14 protein-coding genes are annotated in these 14,305 nt (G+C 63.5%); 12 read left to right on the top strand and 2 right to left on the bottom strand.

Translation table 11 applies throughout. The annotated features are described in order from the left end of the window. Positions 1–86 precede the first annotated feature (86 nt). Together RQH14_RS01045 and RQH14_RS01040 are read left to right on the top strand one after the other, a co-directional pair. A complete protein-coding gene (locus tag RQH14_RS01045) occupies positions 87–1,388 on the top strand; it encodes an aromatic ring-hydroxylating dioxygenase subunit alpha (protein ID WP_311211488.1) in 1,302 nt (433 codons plus the stop codon). Continuing rightward, positions 1,385–2,800 carry a ferredoxin reductase gene (locus RQH14_RS01040; RefSeq protein ID WP_311211487.1) on the top strand — a complete coding sequence of 472 codons (1,416 nt, stop codon included), beginning with the start codon at positions 1,385–1,387 and terminating at the stop codon, positions 2,798–2,800. Before RQH14_RS01045 ends, RQH14_RS01040 begins: the two co-directional genes overlap by 4 nt. Here RQH14_RS01040 and RQH14_RS01035 read toward each other — a convergent pair whose 3' ends face one another. Next, on the bottom strand, positions 2,801–4,954 hold the full coding sequence (locus RQH14_RS01035; protein WP_311211486.1) for a glycogen debranching N-terminal domain-containing protein: 2,154 nt from the start codon (positions 4,952–4,954) through the stop codon (positions 2,801–2,803). Positions 4,955–5,240: 286 nt separating this feature from the next. Here RQH14_RS01035 and RQH14_RS01030 point away from each other — a divergent pair, with 286 nt between their 5' ends. The 9 genes from RQH14_RS01030 (at position 5,241) to RQH14_RS00990 (ending at position 12,669) form a co-directional block, all read left to right on the top strand. Continuing rightward, positions 5,241–5,582: a hypothetical protein gene (locus tag RQH14_RS01030; RefSeq protein WP_311211485.1), complete on the top strand. Its 342-nt coding sequence runs from the start codon at positions 5,241–5,243 to the stop codon at positions 5,580–5,582. Between the two features lie 96 nt (positions 5,583–5,678). Next, positions 5,679–7,070, top strand: coding sequence for a deoxyribodipyrimidine photo-lyase (locus RQH14_RS01025; RefSeq protein WP_311211484.1), 1,392 nt, complete (start codon positions 5,679–5,681; stop codon positions 7,068–7,070). A 161-nt stretch (positions 7,071–7,231) separates the two neighbouring features. Continuing rightward, positions 7,232–8,731, top strand: coding sequence for a CoA-acylating methylmalonate-semialdehyde dehydrogenase (locus tag RQH14_RS01020; protein ID WP_311211781.1), 1,500 nt, complete (start codon positions 7,232–7,234; stop codon positions 8,729–8,731). Next, positions 8,731–9,804 (top strand): enoyl-CoA hydratase/isomerase family protein, encoded by a 1,074-nt coding sequence (locus tag RQH14_RS01015; protein ID WP_311211483.1) that lies wholly within the window; start codon positions 8,731–8,733, stop codon positions 9,802–9,804. Before RQH14_RS01020 ends, RQH14_RS01015 begins: the two co-directional genes overlap by 1 nt. Further along, a complete protein-coding gene (mmsB, locus tag RQH14_RS01010) occupies positions 9,801–10,742 on the top strand; it encodes a 3-hydroxyisobutyrate dehydrogenase (protein WP_311211482.1) in 942 nt (313 codons plus the stop codon). The genes RQH14_RS01015 and mmsB overlap by 4 nt, the downstream gene beginning before the upstream one ends. Positions 10,743–10,794: 52 nt before the next feature. Beyond that, entirely contained in the window at positions 10,795–11,574 is a 780-nt protein-coding gene (locus RQH14_RS01005; RefSeq protein ID WP_311211481.1) for an enoyl-CoA hydratase, read from the top strand. 62 nt (positions 11,575–11,636) lie between these two features. Next, positions 11,637–11,924 (top strand): DUF4190 domain-containing protein, encoded by a 288-nt coding sequence (locus RQH14_RS01000; RefSeq protein ID WP_311211480.1) that lies wholly within the window; start codon positions 11,637–11,639, stop codon positions 11,922–11,924. A 129-nt stretch (positions 11,925–12,053) separates the two neighbouring features. Continuing rightward, positions 12,054–12,209, top strand: coding sequence for a hypothetical protein (locus RQH14_RS00995; protein WP_311211479.1), 156 nt, complete (start codon positions 12,054–12,056; stop codon positions 12,207–12,209). 31 nt (positions 12,210–12,240) lie between these two features. Further along, positions 12,241–12,669 (top strand): dihydrofolate reductase family protein, encoded by a 429-nt coding sequence (locus RQH14_RS00990; protein ID WP_311211478.1) that lies wholly within the window; start codon positions 12,241–12,243, stop codon positions 12,667–12,669. Here the strand turns inward: RQH14_RS00990 and RQH14_RS00985 are convergent. After that, on the bottom strand, positions 12,666–13,328 hold the full coding sequence (locus RQH14_RS00985; RefSeq protein ID WP_311211477.1) for a TenA family protein: 663 nt from the start codon (positions 13,326–13,328) through the stop codon (positions 12,666–12,668). The genes RQH14_RS00990 and RQH14_RS00985 overlap by 4 nt on opposite strands. 106 nt (positions 13,329–13,434) lie before the next feature. Here RQH14_RS00985 and RQH14_RS00980 point away from each other — a divergent pair, with 106 nt between their 5' ends. After that, positions 13,435–14,304 (top strand): universal stress protein, encoded by an 870-nt coding sequence (locus tag RQH14_RS00980; protein WP_311211476.1) that lies wholly within the window; start codon positions 13,435–13,437, stop codon positions 14,302–14,304. The last annotated feature ends 1 nt before the right edge of the window (position 14,305 follow it).

The raw sequence follows: 14,305 nt of genomic DNA, 5'->3' as shown, positions 1-14,305 counted from the left end.
AGGTTTTCGACAACGCTGCTCGCCCCCAACGCAGCAGTGCTCCCCACGAAACACACTCTGACCCATGCCTCCCGGGAGGAAAACATATGTCTGCTCCAGTCTTGCCCCTCAACTCACGCGGAAAACTCGCTTCATCCTTGCCTGCAGAGCAGCTGGCGGAGATCAGCGGTTTGTTCGAGTTCCGGCGCAAGGGATATTCCCTCGATGCGCCTTTCTACACCGACGCCACGATCTTCAAGATCGACATGGAAGCCATTTTTGGCCAGCATTGGATCTTTGCCGGCAGCATCGCCGAACTGCCCGAGCCGGGCGACTACGTCACCGTCGACTATGGTCCCTACTCCCTGATCGTGCTGCGCAATGACGACGGCGGCGTGAACGTCCTGCACAACGTCTGCCGCCACCGCGGTGCCCGCGTCCTGACCGAGCCTGCCGGCTCAACCGGAAACCTGGTCTGCGGCTACCACTCCTGGACGTACTCCCCGGAGGGCAACCTGATCCACGCCTCGGCACCGGGTGAGACCAAGTTCGACAAGGGCTGCTTCGGCCTCAAGCGCGCCCACAGCCGCGTGGTTGCCGGACTGATCTTCGTCTGCATCGCCGACGAGCCACCGACGGATTTTGACGAAACTTCCAAGATCTTCGAGCCGTACCTTGCACCGCACGATCTCTCCAAAACGAAGATTGCCTACCAGCAGAACATCATCGAAGAGGGCAACTGGAAGCTCGTCATGGAGAACAACCGTGAGTGCTACCACTGCGATGGCCACCCTGAGCTGGCCTGTTCCCTCTTCCCCACCTGGGGCCTGACGGAGGGCTTGATCCCGGCCCACCTTGAAGAAGTATGGGACCGCAACAAGGAAGCACAGTCCTCGCTCGAGGAGCGTTGCCGCCGCTATGGACTTCCCTACGAGGTAGTGGAGGAGCTCGATACCCGCATTGCGGGAATCCGCATCTCACGTGAATCGCTCGACGGCGAGGGCGAGTCATTCTCGGCCGATGGCCGCAGGCTCTCCAAGAAGCTGCTCGGCGACTTGCGGGACTTCCGGTTGGGCCGCTGCTCGATGCACCTCCAGCCCAATAGCTGGTTCCACTTCCAGAGCGACCATGTCATCACGTTCGGCGTCTTCCCCATCAACGAACACCAGTCCCTGGTCCGCACCACGTGGCTGGTAGCCGATGACGCCGTGGAAGGCGTGGACTACGACCTCGAAAAGCTCACCTACACCTGGAAGCAGACCAACCTCCAGGACAAGGCGTTCGTGGAGCTGTGCCAGACGGGCGCCGGCAGCCCCGCCTACGAGCCCGGCCCCTACATGAAGAGCGAATACCAGGTGGAGGCCTTCATCAACTGGTACGTACAGCGTGTCCAGGAGCACTTGGCATGACCGAACTCCTCACTGAGAAGGTAGTCCAGGAGCCACATCGCATCCGCGGCCTTGAGATGCCGTGGAACAGGGTGATGGGCAGCACCGAGGGTCCAGCCAGTGCAGCCCGCGCCTTGGGCCCGTGGCATCCGCAGGAGTTCACGGCCGAATGCGTTGAGATTGTTGCCGAAGTGGGCGGCATGATGACCTTCGTGTTCCGTCGCTCCGACGGTGCGCCCCTGGCGTTTCGTGCAGGCCAGTACGTGAACGTCGCCTTCCCCGTGAACGGCGAGGACCAGGACCCGGCGGACCGCAGCTACTCACTCTCCAGCGCACCCACCAAGCCGTGGACCTTCGACATCACGGTCAAACGCGATCCCACGGGGCTGGTCTCGCCGTGGGTGCACGAGAACATCAAACCCGGCACGGTTCTGGAGATGCTCGGGCCGGTGGGCGCGTTCCACCTGCCCGACGCCGACCGGCGGGCACGCTACCTCCTGTTGGCCGCCGGAGCAGGGATCACGCCCATCATGTCGATGGTGCGGACCATTCACTCCCTGCCGGGCGAGGCAGACGTAGTGGTGCTCTATCACGGAGCGGCGGACGAGGGCTTTGCCTTCAACAAGGAGCTCGCCTACATCGCCTCCGTGGACTCGCGCATCAAGGTCTTCTATTCCCTGGGCGATCGCGGCAAACCCGCCGACTGGGAAGGGCTCAGCGGAAGGCTGACGGCGGCCATGCTGGATCAAGTGGCCCCCGATGCCAACGGACGCCAGGTCTATGCCTGCGGCCCCGAAGGGTACCTGAACACGGCCACCGAGCTCCTGGGGAAGGTGGGCGTCGACGACACCTCCATCCACATGGAATTCTTCACCGGAGACCGCCAAACCATCCTTGAATATCAGGCGGAACTTGCGCTGGCGGCCGACATTGCGGAGGAAATCGCGGAGGAGATCGCCGATTCCGCCGAGGATTACTACGAAAGCCAGCCCACGGCGTTCGGACTCTACGAGCCCGGCTACGACGCAGGGGGAACCTTGAAGGCCACGGGGCTGCCGCTGGAAAGCGCTGATCCGGACGGGTCCGGCCCGGGTGCCTCCGACGGCGGTGCGGACGTGGAGCAAGAGGCTGTTACTCCTGATGCCTCGAGCTTTGAGACGGTGGGAACGGGCAGCCTCACCCTGTCCTTCATGCGCACCGGCATCAATGTGCGCGTCGACCCCAGCGAGCACATTCTTGGGCCCGCCCAGCGTGCGGGCGTCAGGATCGGCGCCAACTGCAAGGAAGGCATGTGTGGCTCGTGCAAGATCGTCAAGCTTTCCGGCGATGTCGAGATGAACCACCAGGGAGGAATCCGGGCACGGGAAATCGACGCGGGCAAGTTCCTGCCGTGCTGCTCCACGGCACGCACCGACATGGTGATCGATGCCTAGCTAAGGTTCAGCCCGCCGAAGCTCCGCCCGTTCCACCAGCTCCGTGATCCAGGGCCGTTGTGCGCGGTGGAGGGTCATGCCCTCGGGAAGTCCCTCCACCTGCGCCGACGAGCCATCGACGTCTATGGTGATGCGTCCGCTTCCCATGGGGGCGTTGCTGATGTGCAGGTCGCCGAAGGACTCCGGCAGGACCGGATCCAGCCAGAGCCCTCCCATGGAGATGTGGGCGTCGTACCGCATGAGTCCGGTGATCAACTGGATGGGGGTGGTGGCGGCCCAGGCTTGTGGGGAACACGCCGTGGGGTAGGGCACCGGTTCCCGGAAGTGTTCGCGGGGAAAGCCGCAAAAGAGTTCCGGGAGTCTTCCTCCCGAGGACTCCGCAGCTTCAAAGAGGGCAGTGGCAATGCGTTGGGCTTCCTCCACGAATCCATAGCGGAGCAGTCCAGCGGCTATCAGCGCATTGTCGTGCGGCCACACTGATCCGTTGTGGTAACTGGCTGGGTTGTAGGCGCCCATGTCCGTGGCCAGCGTCCGGACGCCCCATCCGCTGAACATCTCCGGAGACATCAACCGTTCCACCACCAGGGGTGCCTTGTCTTCATCCACCAAGCCAAACCACAGGCAGTGCCCCATGTTTGAGGCACACGCGTCCACGGGCCGCTTGTCCTTATCCAAGGCAACCGCGTAGTAGCCCTTGTCCGGGAGCCAGAACTCTTCGTTGAACTTCTTCTTCAGGCGGTCTGCGCGTTCCCGGAGTTCGGCCGCCAAGGTGAGGTCGCCGTCGTCGTAAGCCATCCAGGCGCGCGCCATATAGGCGCCGTGCACGTATGCCTGGACTTCGCACAGCGCCAACGGCGGCTCGGCGATGGTGCCATCGGCAAAGTTGATGCCGTCCCAGGAATCCTTCCAACCCTGGTTGATGAGCCCATGCTGGTTGGGCCGCCCGTACTCCACGAAACCGTCGCCATCGCGGTCGCCGTAGTCCCTGATCCAGTCAAGCGCACGGTCTGCGTTGGGCAGGAGCTCCGAAATGACGTCTTTTGCGAAGCCCCACCGGCTGACGGAGCCCAGGACAATCACGAAAAGGGGAGTGGCGTCCACGCTCCCGTAGTACGCGGACTTGCCGCCCAAGGCCAGGCCGCTGGAAACATCAAGGCGCACTTCATGCAGGATCTTCCCCGGCTCCTCCTCGCTGGCGGTGTCCACCACCGTTCCCTGCCGGTCAGCGAGTGTGCGGAGGGTGCCCAACGCCAGCGACGGATCAACCGGCAATGCCATCTCTGATGCCCATAGGGAGTCCCGGCCGAACAAGGTCATGAACCACGGCGCTCCGGCGGCCACCACCACCCTGTCCGGATGGTCCGGGTCCTGGATCCGCAGTGCCCCCAGGTCTTCGTAACTGCGGCTGAGAGTGCGTTGGATGGAACGGTTTCCCACTTGCAGGCGGGGAATCTTAGCTACCCATTCCTGCCGGCGGCGATCGCTGGGAGACATCTCCCCGCGGGACGGGTGGGCGAACGGCGTTCCTGTGCCATCCCCGGCGGGAACAACGCTGACGCGGGTGCTCCAGCTCCCCGAAGACGGAATCTTTGCCGTGAAGCCCAAAGCACGGGCGCCGGCGCCGGCGCCTTCAGCCCGGATCGCCACGCCCTTCCGGATTCCCTCCCACTTTCCACGGATCACCAGGGAATCGCCTTCCGGGACGCGGGTCTCCTTCCATTCGCGGGTGATGCGGGCTTCCTTCACTTCAAAGAGGTCCGCGAAATCCGACTCGGCCGTCAGGAGGATCCGGCACTCCACAGGGTGCTTGGAGTAGTTGCGGACCGTGATTTCCTCGAAGATGCCCGCCCCGACTTCCCTGAGCCGCTCCACCAGCAGGGGGCTGTCCGCGTACCCATCGGAGCGGGGAACCCGGCCTGCGAAGAGTGCGCGGTAGGGTTCCCGGGTTTCTGCGGCCAAAGCCTCAATCGCCTGCCCGTTGATGGTCAGTTCCCACCGCGAAAGTATCCGGGTATCCAGATGGAAGACGCCGTGCGGCAGGTCGGGATGGATGTCTCCGTTGGAGGAGGAAATGCAGAAAGACGAACCTTCCACCAAAGTGACCGTGCCCGACCCCAAAGGCCCGGCCGCGGTGTCAGCATTCCAACCAACCACTTGATGCTCCTTGTCACTGAGCTGTCCCGGCCGCTGTAGCGGCCGCTGTGACGGGCGGCCACTGTGAGCGGCGGCCGTTTGCCTGGATATAGTCGACGCTACGCCGGAGAGGGTGCCGGCACCAGAGCCGTTCGGCCCTTCGGTCCACGGTGGGGACTTCGTGTCCATAACCCAGAGTTAACCTGTTTTTCAGTTACTCCGCGGTATAAGGGGGCTACAATGGCAACAGGACATTCGCTGATGCAGCCCGGCGGCCCGCTTTTCTTCCGACGCCGGAGGCCCCGTAATGACCGATACCCAAATCAGCAGCTTTATCCGCGACTGCGTGGTGTTTGAGGACGACACTGAGAACGGCTTGGATTTTGATACTTTCTACGGCCTGTACATCAGCTGGTGCGTTCTTGGACGTAAAATCCCCATTCCCGACTCAGCCTTCAAAACGGCTCTTGAACTTGAAGGTCTCAGGCCCATCAAGGAAAACGGCCGCAGAATCTATCCCGGAATGAGCATGGTGGGTGCGGCCGCAAGGGACTACGTAGTGAACAGTGTTCCTTTGTGGAGCGAGTCGGAGACCAACGTCCCGGTTCTTTCCGACATGGCCGAGGAACCTGTTCCGTCCATCGCCTGATTTCATTCAAACAGCCAGCGTCCAGCCCGTGCCCCTAGGATTTCATGAGGGGGCATGGGCTGTTCCTGTTTCCGGGGTGTGCGCTGAAAGGAATTGATGAAACCGTCCATCGTTTGGTTCCGGGACGACCTCAGGGTCGCCGACAACCCGGCCTTGCTGGCCGCCGTCGACGACGGCGACGCCGTGGCCCTGTTCGTCCTCGACGAAGAATCGCAAGGCATCCGCGCCCATGGTGGCGCTGCGCGTTGGTGGCTCCACCATTCGCTGACGGCGCTGCGTGAGGACCTAAATAAACTCGGCATCCCGTTGCTCCTCCGTCGCGGACCTGCCGGAGACGTCGTGCAGAAAACCGCGACGGCGGTTGGTGCGGGCGCGCTGTACTGGAACCGCCGGTATGGTGCGGCTGAGCGAACGGTCGACGCCGGACTCAAGACTTGGGCGGGCGAGGCCGGGCTCCACGCAGCCAGTTTTCAAGCTTCCCTGCTTCATGAGCCGTGGAATGTCACCACCAAAACGGGTGGGCAATACAAGGTCTTCACGCCTTTCTGGCGGACGGTGTCCGCACTGGAATTCCGCGAGCCATTGGCCGTTCCCGCGAAAGGTCATGGCTACACCGGAAAACTCCCGTCCTACGACGAGTTGGACTCCTGGCACCTCCTGCCCACCAATCCGGACTGGTCCGGGGGATTGGCCGGGATGTGGACGCCCGGAGCGGCTGCAGGCCACCAGCGCCTCGCTGCTTTCGTGGACAAGGGGCTCTCCAACTACAGCGAGGGCCGGAACCGTCCGGACACCGATGGCAGCAGTTGCCTCTCGCCGTACCTGCGCTGGGGTGAACTGAGCCCGTTTGAGGTGTGGCACTCGCTGAGGTCCAGGCGTTCGGAGAGCGCAAGCATTTTTGCCTCGGAGCTGGGTTGGCGTGAATTCTGCTGGCACCAGTATTTCCACAACCCGGAGCTCGCCACCGCGAACCTTCGCGCCGAGTTTGACCAGTTCCCGTGGGCGTGGCCCGGGAGCAGCGGAGGCAACGGGAAGCATCCCGGCCACGAAAGCGCGCCGGAGGAACTCCGGGCCTGGCAGCAGGGCCGCACCGGTTTCCCCATGGTGGACGCCGGGCAACGTCAGCTATGGCACACCGGCTGGATGCACAACCGCGTACGTATGGTGGCCGCCAGCTTCCTGGTGAAGAACCTGGGTATCCATTGGCAGCTCGGCGAGCAGTGGTTCTGGGACACCTTGGTGGATGCCGATCCGGCGTCGAATCCCGCCAACTGGCAGTGGGTAGCCGGCTCCGGGGCAGACGCCTCGCCGTTCTTCAGGATCTTCAACCCTGAGGCCCAGCGGGTCAAGTTCGATCCCCAGGGGAAGTACATCGCCCACTGGATCCCCGAATTCGGAACGCCCGAATACCCGGAGGAAATCGTGGACCTCAAAACCACGCGGGCGGAAGCCCTGGAAGCGTACAAGGGGATGAAGGAAGTCCACTAGGGAGCCACCACGCCCTAAAACACCCCTCTGGAAATTAGTAGGAAGTCCGAGTATATTCGGGTTCAGAGATGACCTGGATCACAGTTGGTCACGTGTTCCCCGCAATGGTCCCAGCACCCAGCGGCACGGCAGTCATTCACGATGCAAAGGAGCATTCCACCATGGTGCGCGAGCTTTCACACTACGTAGACGGCCAGAGGATCGACGGCACGTCCGGCCGGTTCAGTGATGTCTACGATCCCTGCACGGGCGAAGTGCAGGCCCGGCTTCCGCTGGCCAGTGCCGACGAGGTCCGCAACGCCGTCGCAAATGCCGAGAAGGGCCAGCTCGAATGGGCGGCCATGAACCCGCAGCGGCGGGGACGCATCCTGCTCAAGTTCGTGGACCTGGTCAACGACAACATGGACGAACTCGCCACGCTCCTGTCCTCGGAGCACGGCAAGACGTTCGCGGACGCCAAGGGCGATATCCAGCGCGGCATCGAGGTAGTGGAGTTCTCCGCCGGCGCGCCGCATCTCCTCAAGGGCGAATTCTCGGACAACGCCGGCCAGGGGATCGATGTCCACTCGCTCCGCCAGCCACTCGGCGTGGTCGCGGGTATCACGCCCTTCAACTTCCCGGCCATGATTCCGCTGTGGAAGTCCGGCCCGGCGCTCGCCGCCGGCAACGCCTTCATCCTCAAGCCCTCCGAGCGGGACCCGTCCGTTCCGCTGCGCCTCGCCGAGCTGTACAGCGAAGCCGGTGTTCCCAACGGCGTCTTCAACGTCATCAACGGCGACAAGGAAGCAGTGGATGCGCTGCTCGAAGATCCGCGGGTGAAGGCCATTGGCTTTGTGGGCTCCACGCCGATCGCCCAGTACATCTACGCCACGGCCGCCGCGCACGGCAAGCGGGCACAGTGCTTCGGCGGGGCGAAGAACCACATGGTGATCATGCCCGACGCCGATCTGGACATGGCAGCCGACGCCCTGATGGGAGCCGGGTACGGTTCCGCAGGCGAACGCTGCATGGCCATCTCCGTGGCCGTACCGGTGGGCCAGGAAACCGCCGACGCCTTGGTGGCCAAGCTGACCGAGCGCGTCAAGGACCTGAAAGTGGGCCACAGTCTGGCCAAGGACTCGGACTTCGGGCCCGTCGTGGCAGCCTCTGCCAAGGAACGCATCGAGGGATACATCCAGTCCGGCGTGGACGAAGGCGCAACCCTGGTCACCGACGGCCGCGGACTCACCGTGGACGGCTACGACGGCGGCTTCTGGGTTGGCCCCACCCTCTTCGACAACGTCACCAAGGACATGAAGATCTACAAGGAAGAGATCTTCGGACCTGTCCTGAGCGTGCTGCGCGCAGCCGACTACGACGAAGCGCTCAGGCTGTGCAGCGAGCACGAGTTTGGCAACGGCGTCGCAATTTTCACCCGCGACGGCGACTCCGCCCGCGACTTCGCCAGCCGCGTGGAGGTGGGCATGGTGGGCATCAACGTGCCGATTCCCGTGCCGATTGCGTATTACACGTTCGGCGGCTGGAAGGCCTCCGGCTTCGGCGACCTCAACCAGCACGGCGCCGACGCGTTCCGCTTCTACACCAAGACCAAGACCGTGACGTCGCGGTGGCCCTCCGGCATCCGCCAGGGCGCCAGCTTCATCATGCCGGCAGGCAGCTGATGCGGGCTGGGGAGGTAGAGGAAGAGGTCCTGTTTGAGCGTCGCGGCCACCTCGGCATCGTGACCCTCAACCGCCCGAAAGCCGTCAACGCCCTGAACGCGGGAATGGTGCAAGCCATGCTCCGGCAGCTGACGGATTGGGCCAACGACGACGCCGTTGCCACCGTTCTGGTGCGCGGCGCGGGAGACCGCGGGCTGTGCGCCGGTGGCGACATTGTGGCCATCTACAAGGACATGCTGCACAGCGGAACCGAAACCGCGGAGTTCTGGGCGGACGAGTACCGGCTGAACTCCTTGATTGCCCACTATCCCAAGCCCTATGTGGCGTTCATGGACGGGCTGGTATTGGGCGGTGGCGTTGGCATCTCAGCCCATGGCTCAGTGCGGGTGGTCACCGAACGGACACGGACCGGCATGCCGGAAACCACCATCGGTTTTGTGCCCGACGTCGGCGGCACCATCCTGCTGTCGCGCTCGCCGGGGGAGTCGGGAACCCACGCGGCCCTGACGGGAGCACACCTGTCCGGTTCGGACGCGTTGTTCCTGGGACTCGCGGACCACTTTGTGCCGTCCGAAAACCTGCCCGCGCTGGCGGAAGCGCTGGAAAGCTCGACGCCGGAAGCCGCCGTCGAGCGCTTTGCGCAAGCCGCGCCGGACTCGGCCCTGGCGGCCCAGCGCGAGTGGATCGACGCCGCGTATGTGTATGACGATGCCGAAGAAATTGTCCGGAGCCTGCGCTCTTTGGGCGACGAGGCAGCCGCCGCAGCCGAAACGATTGAGGCGAAGTCGCCCACATCCGTGAAGGTCGCTTTGGAATCGCTGCGCCGGGTGCGGGGGCTCTCGCTGGAAGAAGCGCTGGATCAGGAGTATCGCGTGGGGCTGCGCTGCCTTGCAGGTCCTGATTTCCGCGAGGGCATCCGTGCGCAGGTAGTGGACAAGGACAGGAATCCGCAATGGAAGCCGCCTTCCCTGGCTGACGTCCAAGCGTCCGACGTCGAGGGCTACTTTGCGCCGCTCGGCGAACGGGAACTGGGTCTGGCCGGGCTGGGCAGCGAGTCGAAGGAGACGGTATGACAGAGAATGCAGCCATGTCAGATATCCAAGCGCCGGCAACGGGCATCATCGCATTCCTCGGGCTGGGACACATGGGTGGGCCGATGGCGGCCAACCTGATCAAGGCCGGGCACGACGTCATTGGCTATGATCCTGTTCCGGCGGCCGTGGAAGCGGCTGTGACGCACGGGATTCCCATGGCATCCACGGCCCATGAAGCTGCAGCGGAAGCGGCCGTGGTGCTGACCATGCTCCCCAGCGGCAAGCATGTCCTGGATGCCTACCGTGGCGTGGGTGGACCTGGGCTGCTGTCAGTTGCGAAGCCGAACACCTTGTTCCTGGACTGCTCCACCATCAATGTGGACGAAGCCCGGGAAGCCGCGGCCCTGGCTGTGGCGGCGGGTCACCGATCGGTGGACGCGCCCGTGTCTGGTGGCGTGGTAGGCGCCGAAGCGGGCACTTTGACGTTCATGGTGGGCGCGCTTCCGGAGGATTTTGAGACCGTGCAGCCAATCCTGGAATTGATGGGCAAGAGGATCGTTCACTGTGGCGACCACGGGGCCGGACAGGCTGCCAAGGTCTGCAACAACATGATCCTTGGGGTGTCCATGATTGCTGTTGCCGAGGCGTTCGTGCTGGGCGAGAAGTTGGGCCTGACGCACCAGGCATTGTTCGATGTTGCGTCCAACGCGTCCGGGCAATGTTGGGCCCTCACTACCAACTGCCCCGTTCCGGGACCGGTGCCCACGAGCCCGGCAAACCGCGATTACCAGCCGGGTTTCGCTGGAGCGTTGATGGCCAAGGACCTGCGCCTGGCACTGAATGCGTTGGAAAGCACGGGTGTTGCGGCCGAGATGGGGCCGCTGGCGTCACGAATCTACGACGCTTTTGCAGCGGGCGAGGGCGCCGGCAGGGACTTCTCCGGCATCATCACGGAGATACGGGACAAGTCCGTGTGAAAGGTTTGAACTGAGTGATTGTGGGTTGTAGGGCTTGGCGGAGAGGGAGAGCATGACGGAGCAGTACCAGAACATTGTGGTGGAACGGCGGGGCCGGGTTGGGCTGGTGACCCTGAACCGGCCGGAGGCGTTGAATGCGCTGAACACCGCACTCATGAATGAGCTCGTGGATGCTGTGACGGCCATGGATACTGACCCTGAGGTGGGGGCCGTGGTCATCACGGGCTCCGCCAAGGCGTTCGCAGCCGGGGCCGACATCAAGGAAATGTCCTCCAACAGCTACATGGACATGTACGCGGCGGACTGGTTCCGGCGGTGGGAGGACCTCACTCGCCTGCGCATTCCCGTCATTGCCGCGGTTTCCGGTTTTGCCCTGGGTGGTGGTTGCGAACTGGCCATGATGGCGGACTTCATCATCGCCGGGGACAACGCCAAGTTCGGCCAGCCGGAGATCAACCTGGGCGTTATCCCGGGCATGGGCGGCTCTCAGCGGCTGACCCGCGCCGTGGGCAAGGCCAAGGCGATGGACATGGTCCTGACGGGCCGGTTCATGGACGCTGACGAAGCCGAACGGTCCGGCTTGGTCTCCAGGGTGGTGCCTGCCGCTGAGGTGATTGACGAGGCAGTCAAGGCAGCAGAAGTCATCGCGTCCAAGTCCAAGCCCGCCGCCATGGTGGCCAAGGAAGCAGTCAACGCGGCCTTCGAGATGGGACTGTCCCAAGGGGTTGTCTTCGAACGGAGGGTGTTCCATTCGCTCTTCGCTACCGAGGACCAAAAGGAGGGCATGGCAGCCTTCAGCGAGAAGCGCCAACCGGAGTTCAAACACCGGTAATTCGCGCGTGTTTTCGGGTGTGTCGGGGATAGACTCGGTGCACTTACAAATGGGGAGAGAACATGTCAACGGAGATCGTTCAGGCTAACCACACTGAAGCATCCACCCAGCCGATCAACCGGCAGGCCCTCGTGGCCGCCGCAATGGCAGTCGTTGCCCTCGTCGGGCTGTTTTTCGCGGGCATGGCAGTCATCGCGGTATTCGTCGTTGGGGCAGGCCATGTGGCCTTGAACCAAATTCAGCAGCGCGGCGAACGGGGACGGGGCTTCGCCATAGGCGCCTTGGCGGTGGGTTACGGCATTGGGGTCCTGTCGTTGGGCTCGGCGTTGATCTTCGCGTTTACGGGTTAGGCGCGGCAGCTCTTCTGCTTTAGCTCGTTCCGTCCAGTAGGACGCGGCTCACGGTCCTTCCTTCGTCACGTTCCACCTGATTGCGTCTCCTACTGAGGGATACACAAGCAGGCGAGACTGAGGGAAATCATGACCTGGCAATTTTGCGATGACGATCACTGCCCCGAGAGCTGGCACTGGATGGATCCGGTGGGGACTCCGGAGGCATGCCGTGGGTCCTATGAACACGGGGCCGCTGAGCAGGAGAACCGTGAAAGGGTTGTCCGCTCCTACTTCGCGGCGTAGGCTCCTGCGGGCCACCACCCGCATTCGAGGAGTGAGTCATGGGACAGCTGATCGTGCAGGATTGGAGTACTGGCCTACGCCGGCGTCCAAGGCCGACATCATCACACCTGTACTCAACGGACTGCGCCGCCACGTGTTTTCGCGCCATCTGAAGGAAGCCCCCTGGGGCGACTTCCCGCCGTCGAACGTTGAATCCGGCGACGCGATCGAGGCGATCCGCCGTATCAAGCGCGAGTCCACCAAGGACATTGTGCTGTGGGGCAGCCTGTCCCTGGGCGGGACGTTCTTCGCGGCAGGCGAGGTGGACGCAGTCCGGCTGGTCGTCATGCCGGTCGGCCAGGGCGCCGGCAGGGGCGTGTTCCCCGCCGGACACGACCCCGCCCTTCTGAAACTCGTGGACGTGAACAGCTACGACCAAGGCTTGGTGGAGCTCAGTTACACCGTCCGGAAGCAGGGCTAGCTGACAGCGGCGGGGATCAGCGCTGCATCGAAGAACGCCCGCTCCAGCCGAACCGCCTCCACGAAGACCGCAGCAACGCGCTGCCGCTCCTGAGGCAGTGAAGGCTCGACGGCGTCGAACTCGTCGCGCAGCCACGTCACCCACGCGTTGTATTCGGGGTTGTTGTGGAGACGGATCCACTCGGCATGCCTGGGTTCGGCGGGCCACTGGGTGGGGTCTCCGGCGCGGGCGGCCCACTCTCCGTACAGCCACTCAGCAACAAGCAGGACTGCCAGGACATCGGGGTAAGAGCGGCTCGTCAGGGCGTCCCGCATGAGGGCGTCGAAATCGCGGGTGGCTGTTCCGAGAGCGGGTGCAGTCCTCTCCGCTTCCGGAACGTCCAGCTCATTGAAGCAATCCTGGAAGTATGTATTTTCGTCAGAAGCGAAGGCTCCCAGGACGCCAGCGAACACCAGCCGGGAAGGCAGCGAAGGTGCTGAGGCTACGGCCTGGCCCAGGAGCGCGGTGAAGGCATCGCAGAACTGGTAGTCCTGCACGAGGTAGTGGCGCAGTTGCTCATCGGGAAGGGTTCCGGCCAGCAGTTGGTCCACGAACGGATGGTTGACGGCGGCGTCCCAATCCCCCGCGGACTGGTTCCTGAGTTCTTCGGCAAAGCTCACGGTGTTTCCTCCTGAAGTGTCAGCATCGGAGCCTAGCAGCGTGTTGCGTTGTGGCGTCGGGCGTTACGCTATGGTGCCTCTCCCGGTGCCGGCGTAGGCTCTGGCCATGACGAACGAGGGCGCATCGAAGACGATCGTGGTTGGCTATGACGGATCCGAAGAATCGCACCGCGCCGTCCAGTGGGCCGCCAAACATGCGATCCTGCGGGACTGTTCCCTCCACGTAGTGCACTGCTCCTTGTGGGTCCTGCTGTCCCACAACAGGGGACCCGTTCCCGGGGTTGCCGACAGCGGCCTGGAACGGGCTGCCCAGAAAGTCCTGGAAGAAGGTGTTGCGCTCGCCAAGGAGACCGTTCCCGAGCTGGAAGTCCACACCACCTTGTTGCACGGGATGCCTCGCGATCACCTGGCCCACGTTTCGGCCGGTGCTGCGATGTTGGTGCTCGGAAGTCGGGGACTTGGCGGGTTCATGGGTTTGCTGGTGGGATCCGTCAGCCTGGAGATGGCCGCAACTGCAGAGTGCCCGGTGGCAGTGATCCGTGCTGACGACAACCCTGATGGTTTTGTGTTGCTTGCCGTGGATGACTCGGGATCACCGGCGGCACTTGAGGATGCCTGCCATTTCGCTGAAGCAACGGGTGCTGAACTCATGATCGTTCACGTACTGCACGAACCCGATGGCTACCGGCGGTTGCGCGAGCCCGTGGAGGCTTACCCGGACGCTGAAGCGATGCTTGACTCGGTGCTGAGCCAGGCCCGCCACAAAGCACCCGGGATCAGGGTGGCCGGAGAGTTGCTGGTGGATGCTTCCTTCTCCCGGGCGGTGGTCAAAGCCTCGCAAGGAGCACGTATTACGGTGGTGGGGACCAAAGGGCATGGGGTCATCAAGGGCACTATCGGCTCCACGGCGCACGCTGTCCTGCACCATGCCCACAGTCCCGTGTTGGTGTCCCGCCGGAAGGCCGATCCCGCATAAA

This window comes from Arthrobacter sp. WCS2018Hpa-7 (genome assembly GCF_031843805.1).
Lineage (GTDB): Bacteria > Actinomycetota > Actinomycetes > Actinomycetales > Micrococcaceae > Arthrobacter.
Note: the sequence above shows the minus strand (reverse complement) of the source record. Positions and strands in the feature narration are given on the sequence as shown.

What these genes read in the sequence shown, in the direction of transcription:
- RQH14_RS01030 (WP_311211485.1), top strand. Translation starts at nt 5,241, where the DNA reads ATGACCGATACCCAAATCAGCAGCTTTATCCGCGACTGCGTGGTGTTT.
- RQH14_RS01020 (WP_311211781.1), top strand. Translation starts at nt 7,232, where the DNA reads ATGGTGCGCGAGCTTTCACACTACGTAGACGGCCAGAGGATCGACGGC.
- RQH14_RS01000 (WP_311211480.1), top strand. Translation starts at nt 11,637, where the DNA reads ATGTCAACGGAGATCGTTCAGGCTAACCACACTGAAGCATCCACCCAG.
- mmsB (WP_311211482.1), top strand. Translation starts at nt 9,801, where the DNA reads ATGACAGAGAATGCAGCCATGTCAGATATCCAAGCGCCGGCAACGGGC.
- RQH14_RS00980 (WP_311211476.1), top strand. Translation starts at nt 13,435, where the DNA reads ATGACGAACGAGGGCGCATCGAAGACGATCGTGGTTGGCTATGACGGA.
- RQH14_RS00995 (WP_311211479.1), top strand. Translation starts at nt 12,054, where the DNA reads ATGACCTGGCAATTTTGCGATGACGATCACTGCCCCGAGAGCTGGCAC.
- RQH14_RS01040 (WP_311211487.1), top strand. Translation starts at nt 1,385, where the DNA reads ATGACCGAACTCCTCACTGAGAAGGTAGTCCAGGAGCCACATCGCATC.
- RQH14_RS01045 (WP_311211488.1), top strand. Translation starts at nt 87, where the DNA reads ATGTCTGCTCCAGTCTTGCCCCTCAACTCACGCGGAAAACTCGCTTCA.
- RQH14_RS01015 (WP_311211483.1), top strand. Translation starts at nt 8,731, where the DNA reads ATGCGGGCTGGGGAGGTAGAGGAAGAGGTCCTGTTTGAGCGTCGCGGC.
- RQH14_RS01005 (WP_311211481.1), top strand. Translation starts at nt 10,795, where the DNA reads ATGACGGAGCAGTACCAGAACATTGTGGTGGAACGGCGGGGCCGGGTT.
- RQH14_RS01025 (WP_311211484.1), top strand. Translation starts at nt 5,679, where the DNA reads ATGAAACCGTCCATCGTTTGGTTCCGGGACGACCTCAGGGTCGCCGAC.